The organism is Sphingomonas sp. GM_Shp_2, assembly GCF_026540875.1.
In the GTDB taxonomy this organism is placed as follows: domain Bacteria; phylum Pseudomonadota; class Alphaproteobacteria; order Sphingomonadales; family Sphingomonadaceae; genus Sphingomonas; species Sphingomonas carotinifaciens.
Genome location: NZ_JALNUQ010000001.1, coordinates 20,386 through 31,452, shown reverse-complemented (window position 1 = coordinate 31,452; position 11,067 = coordinate 20,386). Strand labels below are relative to the sequence as shown.

7 protein-coding genes are annotated in these 11,067 nt (G+C 58.5%); 2 read left to right on the top strand and 5 right to left on the bottom strand.

Going from position 1 to position 11,067, the window contains the following annotated elements; genetic code table 11:
* Positions 1-281: 281 nt before the first annotated feature.
* From OXR08_RS00145 to OXR08_RS00130, 4 genes are all read right to left on the bottom strand, one after another.
* The gene (locus OXR08_RS00145; RefSeq protein ID WP_267347036.1) at positions 282-1,229 is read right to left on the bottom strand and encodes a LysR family transcriptional regulator; all 948 of its coding nucleotides are present in this window, start codon (positions 1,227-1,229) and stop codon (positions 282-284) included.
* A 284-nt stretch (positions 1,230-1,513) separates the two neighbouring features.
* On the bottom strand, positions 1,514-3,703 hold the full coding sequence (locus OXR08_RS00140; RefSeq protein WP_267347035.1) for a beta-galactosidase: 2,190 nt from the start codon (positions 3,701-3,703) through the stop codon (positions 1,514-1,516).
* Between the two features lie 369 nt (positions 3,704-4,072).
* Positions 4,073-4,306, bottom strand: a complete 234-nt coding sequence (locus tag OXR08_RS00135; protein WP_267347034.1) for a hypothetical protein — start codon at positions 4,304-4,306, stop codon at positions 4,073-4,075.
* A 1,054-nt stretch (positions 4,307-5,360) separates the two neighbouring features.
* Positions 5,361-5,996 (bottom strand): TetR/AcrR family transcriptional regulator, encoded by a 636-nt coding sequence (locus OXR08_RS00130; RefSeq protein WP_267347033.1) that lies wholly within the window; start codon positions 5,994-5,996, stop codon positions 5,361-5,363.
* A gap of 121 nt (positions 5,997-6,117) precedes the next feature.
* Between OXR08_RS00130 and OXR08_RS00125 the strand changes: the two genes are divergently transcribed.
* Both OXR08_RS00125 and OXR08_RS00120 read left to right on the top strand, forming a co-directional pair.
* Positions 6,118-8,379 carry a glycoside hydrolase family 3 C-terminal domain-containing protein gene (locus tag OXR08_RS00125; RefSeq protein WP_267347032.1) on the top strand — a complete coding sequence of 754 codons (2,262 nt, stop codon included), beginning with the start codon at positions 6,118-6,120 and terminating at the stop codon, positions 8,377-8,379.
* Positions 8,380-8,541: 162 nt separating this feature from the next.
* On the top strand, positions 8,542-8,694 hold the full coding sequence (locus OXR08_RS00120) for a hypothetical protein (RefSeq protein ID WP_267347031.1): 153 nt from the start codon (positions 8,542-8,544) through the stop codon (positions 8,692-8,694).
* A 470-nt stretch (positions 8,695-9,164) separates the two neighbouring features.
* Here OXR08_RS00120 and OXR08_RS00115 read toward each other — a convergent pair whose 3' ends face one another.
* Positions 9,165-11,045, bottom strand: a complete 1,881-nt coding sequence (locus OXR08_RS00115; protein ID WP_267347030.1) for a type IV secretory system conjugative DNA transfer family protein — start codon at positions 11,043-11,045, stop codon at positions 9,165-9,167.
* Positions 11,046-11,067: the final 22 nt, after the last annotated feature.

Below are 11,067 nucleotides of genomic sequence, written 5' to 3'. Positions count from 1 at the left end.
AATGCTTCGGGCCGGTCATCCTCGATCTCATACGGCGAGCGACATGCTATAAAATAAGGAAACGATTTCCAGTACTTCTAGTGTATTCGAGCGTAGGCTATGTGCGCCAGCTCGACCACGGGTCAGGTTAATCTCTTACGCGTAGGGTAGATCGGATGGATTGGGTGTTCGGTGCATCGACATAGTCGAACGTCGATCCGACGGCACCTGCGAGCAAGGGGCTCGGTCAATCTGCCGATCGCTTGCGCAAGCTTACTCACGCGGGCTGATATCACCCGTGCTCAAAGCGGGGGGCGGCGTAAGTGACATGAGGCTCGTAAAACTGTAGGGATCGTCTTGGCGAGGTGGTCGGCGAAGCGACTTACGGCAGGCGAACCCTGCCCGCGAGGTGCGGTCAGGATGCTCAGTTGGCTCACGGGCAACTGCCACTGCGGTAGGACGACCTGCAGGTCCCCAGCCGCAATATGGCCGGCCATCAGGTACAGGGGCAGCGCAACGACGCCGACACCAGTTAGCGCTGCTTCGAGGAGCCCCGTCATATCGTCTAGCCGCACACGGGGTGATAGCCACAGTGACCGCACGCCGCCTTCGCCATGAAAGGTTAACGTCGCGTCGTCGTCGCGCATACCGAAGAAGCCGATAATATGCCGTTCGAGGTCCTCGGGTGTGCGAACGGTCGGCAACGTTTCCAAGTAAGAAGGGGCTGCAGCCAGATTCCATGGCATTTCCGCGATAGTGCGCTTGAGCAGCGACTGATGCGATAATGCTTGACGGTGGGCACGCAGTCCGATGTCGAACCCTTCGGCATACAGATCAACCTGTCGATTGCTCGCATGAACGCGCACCTCCACGTTTGGGTTTTCGTGCAGAAAGTCGCGAAGTACCGGCGCCAGTGCCCGTTGCGTGATCATAATCGAGCACGAAACATTCACGCGTCCAGACAGCTGCCCTTCTGGACGAATGACGGCGTCCGCAACTTCGCCGTAAAGGCGTGCCGCAGCGGCCGCGAGCGGGAACAATGCGGCGCCACGATCGGTCAGGGACATTTCGCGCGAAGAGCGTCGCAACAGGCCTTCGCCGATTACCGCTTCAAGATCGGATACCCGCTTGCTTAGCGTCGACTTCGCTAGGTTAAGGCGTCTTGCAGCAACGCTAAAGTTGCCACACTCGGCTACCGCATGGAACGCCCGCAAATCCTCAAGGTTCGGAATGCCTGATCGTCTTAGCATGGCATAGCAAGCCCTACTATAAGGCTGTGACCAGCCTTTATGTGAAGGGGCCGAAAAAAGCAGGTAAATTCCACTACAGCAGGCAATGGCACCAAGAAAGCGCAATAGTGACAATATAGTAGATGCAACGGACGCATTCCTAATCTTGGCGCGGCACATATGAACTATAGTGGGCAATGATTTAAGCTTGGGACTGCCGCCACTGTTGACGCTCCTCGACTATTTGAGCAGGAGCGCCAGGGCCGATACCGACTTTGCAAAGAGGGAGTTTGACAATAGAACGTCTAACTACCTGCCTCTGCGCTGGTATCGTGTGCAGCGCCGGTTTCGGAGGAGCCGTTATTCGCTTCCTCGATGATGGCGACATCCCATGGGCCTAGATCTACGTTTTGCCCGCCAGCGACTGCGCGGCCTTTTAGCAAATCAACGCCAGATTTCTCGAGCGTCAAACGTTGCGGCTTTGCTGAGTAGTTCATGACGTAGCGTACTCGATGGCCGTTACGCAGTGTGCCGCTGCGTACAATCAGCGGAAAGCGTGCACCATTTGGTAGTTTAGTCACGCCTGCCCGTGTCACTGCGCCGTCAAGGATCTTTTCGATCAAGACGTCGCTTGGCATGAAGCCGAGGTAACTTACTTCTCCCTTACCCCAGACGTTGCGCGTCATGGCCGCGTCGGCAGGCCACGATGGGTGTTGGTAGCGAGCGACGACTGCCGCCGTTGTCGGCCTGAGGCGTTCCATCCACCAGCGGACGCGATTGTTCTCTTCACCGACGCCAAAGGGATCACCGTCGAGCGTGACCCCTTCAGGCGTTGCGAAGAGCTGATAGGACACGCCGGCCGCTTCAGCTATTGCCCCCGGCTGCCTTGTGTACCGGACTTTGGTATTTTCGTCTGAGAAGCCGCTCTTGAACGTGTAGAGAAGATGCCCTCCGCGTCGAGCGTAATCGTTGAGCTTCGCAATCTCTGCGTCGCTCGCAGCGTAAAGTGCGGGCACTACGATAAGCTTGTAGTTGTCGAGAGGAACCGTCGAGTTCGGAGAGACGATATCGACCTCCACGTTCATCCGGTACAAAGCGTCATAGAACGGGCGCAGTACCTGATTGTAATCGCCGCCCGACACGTTGCTGAAAGAATCGAAGCCGCTCTGCGCCGTGTTGCTGACATATATGGCGACCTCATTGCGTTTCGTCATGCCCGCCAGTAATCGACCGAGCCGCCGCAAGTCATTTCCAACAGTGGCCGCTTCCAGATAGACCGGGTTGGGCTTGTAGTCCTGCGTCAGCAAACCGCGCCAATATGTCTCAGCCGCGTTGGCCGTCGTGGCCCAATGCCAGTACATCACCATCTGCGCGCCGGAAGCCAGGTGACTGAACGCTTGTAGCCGCAACTGACCGGGATAGGGCGTCCAGTGCGGAAAGCCTTGCGCTTGCGTTTCCATGACAAGGTAGCTTTGACCGTTGCGCATGGATCGCGCTACGTCACCACCGAAGGCGATCTCGGCCCCGGTCAGTTTATCCTGTGTAGGATGATATATGTCGACGCTTGCGATATCGAGCGACTTTGCCGCCTTCCAGTGATCTACTTCCGGTTGGATGCCGTACGAGTAGCCGCGCCACGCGAAGTCGAAATTCTGTGTTACGAATTGCCCGGGACGCGCATGCGTACGGACTATTTGCGCCTGCCAAGCTAAGAACTCGGTGACAAGTTCTCGTTGAAAAGCCGAAAAGGCATTGGACATGCTGGCGTTGATCGACCCGTTCGTGGAAGGAAAATCCTTCCAAGTGTTGATCCTATTGCTCCAGTAATCCAACCCCCAGGCGCTGTTTAGCGCATCGAGATTGGGCCATTTGCGCTTCATCCGCTCAACGAAGGCGGCCTGGACGTTCGGACCGCTTGTGCCATAGGCTTTTGTCTCATTGTCGAGCTGGTAGCCGATCACGGCCGGGTGATCTTTCACGTGATCGACTAACGCGACGATCACCCGCTCGGCGGCAGCGCGATAGTCGGGATCGGTAATGTCCATATTTTGCCGGGGTCCGTATTGCGCACGAACGCCGTCCGATTTGACGACCAGGACGTTGGGGTGTTCGCGTGCTAGCCATGTTGGCACCGCGTACGTCGGCGTGCCGACGATCACCTTAATGCCTTCGCGATGCATCGCCGCCAACATCCGATCGACGTGCCCGAAATCGAAAACGCCGGGGCGGGGCTCTAGAGTGCCCCAAGTCGACTCTGCGATTCGCACCACGGTGATGCCTGCAATTCGCATCATCCGCGCGTCTTCCGCTATGCGATCGACGGGCGTATATTCGTCGTAGTAAGCGGCACCGTATAGAATGGTGTCAGGTAATCGCGGTGGCGTGCTTGAGGCTACGGCTGCGGTCGCTGCCGCGCTAATCAGCAAAGAAGATATCATAATATCAAGCCCCCTGCGATAGTTTGAATAAAATTGACGTGGTTGTTTGTGGATCACACGCCTAAATTGGCCGTGCGCTTAACGCACCTTTTAAGGGCGAGCCGGCCAGCGCGCTGGATTGACGTGTTTCGTAGCGAATAAGGAACGTAACGGGCATCGTCCCGACAACGCGATGGGCACCTAGCCCTCCCGAGACATTGCCTTGCTTCATTCCGCCGATCGGCCTTGCGGGGCGTCATCCAGACGCGCAGGTGCATTTTATCACGATACGCGAGTCCGACGTCGGGCTCGCGGTCTTCTTCCTGGCTGGTCGCGCAGCTGACGAAGAAGACCGACAAGCCCATGGCCGCCGCGACGATCGACCTCATAATGTAATTCCCCTTGTCGAACGTTGGTCTACACTAGGGATCGATCCGTGATGCACCGTCAGTCGATGACAGTTCCAGCGACAGCACCACCCGCGCCGCCGACCGCCGCGCCTTTCTTAACGTCACCGCCGGTGGCCGCCGCGACGCCGGCACCACCCGCGGCGCCAATTGCCCCGCCCCGCAAAGTGGAGCATCCCGAAAGCGAGCCGCCCACCAGCGTTAAAGCAAGTATTGAAATGATTGCTTTCATCGGTTTTCCCTTTCTGATGTTGCGATCGCCTAAAGGCGTCATTTTTGATAGTTTCGGTACGATGCTAACCCGAAGGGTTTCTTACAACATTGCTAGAACTCGCTAGCGGTGTCTGTTTCGAGCGGAACTTGCACGCCTACTAAGATCGCCGTCGGTGTACCGATTTGCGCCATATAGGTAGCTCGTTGACACTTCTGCATGCGAAGTCTGCAATCACAATATCGGTCAATTTCGTCTTTTCAGCGGGTAAGTTGGCGCCTTCCGGCGGCCCTCGCGCTGACGATATCATCCGCGGATTTGACGAAGCTGTGCATATGCCTTCTCGATGAGCCTGCCGGTTACGATGCGATAACGATACGCCGCGTATCTTTGTTCCGCTAGTGCTAAATGTTCCGAAAGGTGAACCGCCGCAGAGAGGTTGCGGGATAGCCGCGGATTTCGAGGGCCTGGCTTCAGACCTCGAGGTTCGTCGGGGCGATGGTTATAGACAGTAAGACGTCGTGCGGTATGTGTATCGTTCGCCAAGACGCCTTGCCGGGGGCAGATTGAGGACGTCGCGGTAAATTGTGATTGTAACGCGCGCTAAGTCAGAAACGCGCTCTAGGCGATGGGCGTCTAGCTCTACAAATCGGCCCGGTCACCTCGTAACGATTCAGTCAGGTAAGACGGCCGCCGCTACCGGCGGCGCAGCAACACCGCAATCAGGTTCGGCCGCCTTTAAGGCTTGCGATCCCGTGAAAGGAGACTGACCGGGCAACCGACTAAGCGAAATAAGGACAGATGGGCGCAATGGTCATTTTATCTGCGGATCTACGTCAAGGCGCGAATACCTGGCCCGGGCTGATAAGGCGTCACGTTTATCGGCTGGACTAGGGTGCGCTGGCGGATTGCTCGAATACTTAAGGCCGGTTGTAAGGCTCCCTAGTTGCTCGAAGCGTTATGCCAGGATCAGTAGCCTTACCCGGATGATGGTAGGTATCGCTGCAGACGGTGCCGAGAAAAGGCGTTCGGAAATGGCTATAATCTGACTTCGCCGGATTTTGTATAGTAGCTAAATTTCAACCTTATCGTGGCTTTGTATGACATACGCCGTCCTCTATTGGCTATCTACGACCTCAATCATGCCTATCATTAGCTTCCATCGAAGCTCGAAAAAATTGGTGTCATCGTCCGGCGTGATTCCGAAAAGCAATTGGGACGTAACGCCGTTGACTAGTAGATCGAACATCGTCTCGCGGAGAAAAACAATAGGGAACGGTCGAATATACCCGGCGCTGATTGCTTCTTTTATGAGTTTATCGACTGGCTCGACGTAGCTGGCGCGCTTGGCGTTCAGCATATCACCAAACAATTCGGTATCTCCACCGCATGACGCCAAAAGGCGGAGTATCTCAACTTGCCGCTGGTCGCGTCGGGATTCCCGATAGAACTGCATTATCGACTTGAGCTGGGCTAAGGGATTTCCGCCGCTGACCTCGGTGCTCGGTTTGACGAACGATCTTTGGGCGGCAATGTCGATTATGTCCACGAGCAATGCTCTTTTATTAGGGTAGCGGCGGTATAGAGCCGCTTTGGAAACCCCGGCTGCCGCCGCAATGCTTTCCATCTGAGCCGCTGCGAAACCAACTTTGACGAACGATGCCATGGCCGCGTCGCGAATCTGCTGGTCGATAACCGCCACTTCGGCGGCGTTTGGACGACCCAAGCGGCGAGAAGGCATATCGTCAGACACGGGGGCCAAGCCACCTCTCCACTAAGAAAGCCATAAGACTGAAACATCCTCTCGGCATTGGAACAAAGATACGCCGCGTATCTTTAACAGAGCTTCATTGATACGACGATTGAGGAGGCTTATGAACCCCCGACATGTTTCCTACGCCTTTTGCGGCGTCACGGCAGGCCTGTTGCTTGGAGGAGCGATCGCGCTTGCCGCGCCAGCCAAGCAGGATCATCGCGCACCCACCGCCGCTCCATGGCAGAACCGTGACCTGTTGCCCGATGAGCGTGCGAAGCTGGTTGTTGCCGCCATGACGGAGGACGAAAAGTTCGCTTGGCTCTCCGGGCCCATGGCCATTCCAATAAAGGATGGTCAGGTGCTTCCGGATGGAGCGCTAGGCTCCGCGGCTTATTACCCGGGCATTCCGCGACTGGGTATTCCGGCGCAGCAGCAATCGGATGCGAGCCTAGGCATCGGCAATGCCGGCGGCGTTCGTCCCGGGGACAATGCCACGGCGCTGCCCTCATCGCTTATACTCGGTGCTTCATTCGATCCGCAGATGGCGCGCGAAACCGGTGCGTTGGTGGGCCGCGAGGCACGTGCGAAGGGATTTAACGTCCAGCTTGCCGGCGGCGCCAATATTATACGCGAACCTCGCGGCGGTCGCAATTTTGAATATATTTCGGAAGATCCGTTGCTGACCGGCGTCATCGCAGGGCAATCGGTCGCTGGCGTTCAGTCGCAGGGTGTCGTTTCCACGGTAAAGCATTTTGCCGTCAATCCGCAGGAGACGGGGCGTGTGCTGGTAAGTTCGGACATCGCGACGGGCGCCCTTCATGAGTCGGACCTGCTCGCCTTTCGGATAGCGATTGACATCGGTAAACCAGGAGCAGTGATGCCCGGATACAATCTGGTCAACGGGCACTGGGCATCCGAGAACGCCTACCTCATCAATACCGTTCTCAAAGGCGAGTGGAACTACCCCGGTTGGGTTATGTCAGATTGGGGTGCAACCCATTCCACCGTAAAGGCTGCGCTTGCCGGTCTCGACGTTCAGTCCGGGGCCAATATCGATCCCGAACCGTTCTTCGGCATGCCGCTGCGCAAAGCAGTGGAACAAGGGCATGTCCCACAGTCTCGTATTGACGACATGGTACGGCGTCAGTTGCGCAGCCTCTTCGCAGTGGGCGCAATCGATCATCCTGCGACCCCGGGGGCCGCAATCGACTATAGCGCTCACAGACTGTTAGCGCAGCGCGCCGCCGAACGAGGCATAGTACTTCTAAAGAACGAGGGACCGATTTTGCCGGCGGCGAAAGGTGCTAAGCGGCTGTTGGTGATCGGCCGGCATGCGGATGTCGGCGTGCTGTCTGGAGGTGGATCGTCCAGCGTATCGCCGGTCGGCAGTCTGTCTGTCGACGGAGCCGAAGTGATGGGCCTGCCGATGGCCAAAGTTTATCACCCGTCTTCGCCGTTGAACGCGATCAGGGCCGAGAGTAACGCGGCCGAAGTCCTGTTCGACGATGGCATCGACCGCGCCGAGGCGGTGGCCAAGGCGCGCAGGGCAGATTTGGTGTTCGTGTTCGCCGAGGAGTGGCGGACAGAGGGCCAAGATCGGCAACACCTGAATCTGCCTGACGATCAGGACAGTCTGATTGACGCGGTAGCAACCGCCAATCCGAAGACGGTGGTGATTATCGAATCCGGCGGGGCGGTGGCGATGCCGTGGCTGAACAAGGTGCCGGCAGTATTGGCGGCCTTCTATCCCGGTTCAGGAGGAGCCGAGGCTATCGCCGGCATCCTGTTCGGACGGGTCAATCCGTCGGGACATCTGCCCGTTACGTTTCCAGCTAGCGAAGACCAATTACCTCACCCTGAGCAGCGCGATCCTGCAACCACTACGTCGAACCCCGGCATGCCCATCAAGGGTGGCGTGTTCCATGTGAACTATGACGTAGAGGGGTCAGACGTTGGCTATCGCTGGTTCTCGCGCCAGAAGCTGACGCCGTTGTTCCCGTTCGGACACGGACTGAGCTACACCTCGTTCGAGCTGAGTGACTTGGTTACTAAGGTCCAAGACGGCGATGTCGTTGCTTCGGTGACCGTGCGCAACATAGGTGAGCGAGCCGGAGCGGACGTTCCGCAGTTGTACGTCGACCTTCCGGGACCATCTGGCTTTGCACCGCGACTGGCCGGATTCGAACGAGTGGAACTGGCGCCGGGCGAAAGTCGACGCGTGGAGATGAAGGTCGATCCAAGGCTGCTCGCGCGCTTCGACGCGGACCGACGTCGCTGGGTGGTCGCGAAGGGGAAATATAACGTCAGGGCGGCATCTAGTGCGACCGCGTTGGGTATCGCGGCCAACGTGGAGCTTTTGGGGCGCATAATGCAGCCCTAACTCGAACGATGTTGAGTACGCGCTGCGGGAGATCACTGAGGGGCTGCGGCCGAATTACGACTGAATTCGGACACCGCCGATCTCCCCAGGAAGCGTCGCTACCGAACTATGCCATGAGACCACTGCCGCGGACGTCGCCGCGGCGCAGAAGGCTGGCGGAAGATGTCGCTGCTCCTGGACGCGATCGCACGCGCGATCCGGGACGTGCTGGAGCACTCGGAGGGCAGCGACATCGACAAGGTAGTCGTCCGCCCTTTTGCCGCAAACATGTGGCCAACGGCGGGGCGCGACACCCGCGCCCCGTTCGGCCGTTAGGCCCGGACGTTGCCGCAATCATCAAGAGTGCCTTTTGCGAAACACATCAGCAGGACGATCAATCATCTATAACGGACGCATTCCACCTAAAGCACTCGAGCAAGCGGCCTTTATCAACGATGAGGACAGCGGAATCGAACCTGTTTCGCCGCGAGCATCCCCTGATCACCAGATTAATTGCGCCGGCATTGCGAACCCACTCTTCTAGCTGCTGTTTGCGTTTACCGGTGAGGTCGATTCCGTCGACAAGCCTAGCGCCACAGCGTGCGCGTTCAGCCTGCGCGAGTGCGTCAGGAACCGCTTTACTGCGGACCTTCCGATCCTGCGGATGACCATGACCATGCATAAACCAGCTGGAGCGATACGGGTCGGCTGATTGACATCGGCCGCTTCGCTATAAGGCAAACCGGGCTGAGCAAGCGCGGGCTACGGTGATAATCCTCCGAGCTGGGTTGGCTGCTGCTTGCCGATCACACGACCGAGGATGAGGAGGCGTTGATCCCCGAAGCTACCGTTGGCGTAACGCACACCAAATGGTCGAAGAGTCGCCGCACGCGAGCGCTCGGCGGTGCCGCAAGGGCCGACTCTACGGCTGATCGGTTTACCACCACGCCGCCTTGCGCAAGCGCATTTGACGACGTTGAACTAGATGGCAGCCGTTGGTGGGTCGCGAGAGCATCTGCTTCACTTGCCCGAATGATACGAAGGCTGTTGCGTGCGACAGTTGGGTCGGGCCTGATCGTCGGCATCACGGGCGGGGGGATGCGCGTACGCGCCACAAGCCGTTCTTCGGCGTAGTAGCGGATCTTCTTGCCGTAGGCGGCGTACATACCTCGCCGGAAAACGATCAGGTCGTCCTCTGGCAACATTTCCACCTCCTGCGGGAGCATCAGCGCTCGCCGTTGGTCGGACAAAGATGTTGAACCGCCGCCGCCCCAGCTGCCCATCGAGCGCGACCGCGACTTGAAGGTGTAGGTGCCGAGCTGCTCCGAAATTTTCTTGGCGTCCGAAAGTCCCGCTGGGCGAAGCACGAGCCTCACCGCGCAATTGCGCTCGATGTCGGCCGCCACCCTGTCGCCGTAAACGCCCTGGATCTGCTCGATCGATTGGAAAGCCGGCAGAAGCCGCAGACCATAGCCGGCGACATAGCTAAAGGCGTTTGCCAGCACCGAGCATTTTCCGAGGCTGGCAAACTCGTCCAGTGCGAGGAGCACCTTCACCTGGTGCCGGTCCGCTTTTGGCAACGAACGGACGTTCAGGTCGACGAGCTGCTGGAACAGCAGACCGTAGATCGGTGCCGCGCGGTCGAGGTCGTCGGGCGAGACGCCGAGATACAGGGAGATGCGCTGATCGCGAAAATCGCGAAGATCGAAGTCACTCTCTGATGTCGCCGCATCGACATAGGGATTGAGCCAGGCGTTCACCTTGGCGGTCACGGACTGTCGAAGCCCGGTAAAGGTGTTGGCCGATGAGGAGGTGTAGTCCCTGATCGCGGACTCGCAGCCGACCGAGAGCGGCTTGCCAGCCGCCTTGCGCTGCTCGATGATCTTGGGGAAGCGCCGCTGCGCGTCGCCTACCGCGAACTGGCGATAGACCTCGCCAAAGGTGAAGGGGAGGGCGTCTTCGCCATCGTCGGCCGTCGCCGCGATATAGGCGGTGACGCCAAGGAACGCAGTTCTCGCGCCTTCCGCCCAGAACGTATCTCCGCTCAGTGGGTCGGGGAATAGCATAACCGCGATCTTCTGCAGCTCGTTGATGACTTCGACCGGATCGCGCCGATCGATATAGCTGAGGGGGTTGTAGCGGGCGGTTCGTCCCGAGGCATCGAGCGGATTGAACAGCACGACCCGCTGTCCGAGTTCTTTTAAGCGATAGCCCGCAGTATTGTCCCAATTTTCCTGCTTGATATCGAGCACCACAAGCGAATCCGGCCAGTCGAGAAGATTAGGGATGATGACGCCAACGCCCTTGCCGGCGCGGGTGGGCGCCTCAAGCAGCACGTGCTCGGAACCGTCGAAGCGCATCACCTTGCCGCCGAACTTGCCAAGAACGATTCCAGCGTTGCCGAGGAGCTTGCCCTTGCGAACCTCGCCCGGCCGCGCCCAGCGCGCTTCGCCATGAAGCGTCTGGCGCCGGAAGAGCGATGCGACGATCATGGCCGCTGTGATCAGCAGGCCGATCCCAAGGCCAACGGCGAACGGCTTGTAGACGATCGGATAGGCGCGCGTGGCCCACAGCGCCGCGGGCACTTTACGCCATGGTGTGCTGGCACTCAGAAGATGGGTGCTCCAAAGAACCGCCACAGCACCGATCGCAGCACTGAACACCAAACCGATCGCCAGAAGAAACACGATGGCGCCAGGCTGGGCCCCT

What these genes read in the sequence shown, in the direction of transcription:
- OXR08_RS00135 (WP_267347034.1), bottom strand. Translation starts at nt 4,306, where the DNA reads ATGACGCCTTTAGGCGATCGCAACATCAGAAAGGGAAAACCGATGAAA.
- OXR08_RS00145 (WP_267347036.1), bottom strand. Translation starts at nt 1,229, where the DNA reads ATGCTAAGACGATCAGGCATTCCGAACCTTGAGGATTTGCGGGCGTTC.
- OXR08_RS00120 (WP_267347031.1), top strand. Translation starts at nt 8,542, where the DNA reads ATGTCGCTGCTCCTGGACGCGATCGCACGCGCGATCCGGGACGTGCTG.
- OXR08_RS00125 (WP_267347032.1), top strand. Translation starts at nt 6,118, where the DNA reads ATGAACCCCCGACATGTTTCCTACGCCTTTTGCGGCGTCACGGCAGGC.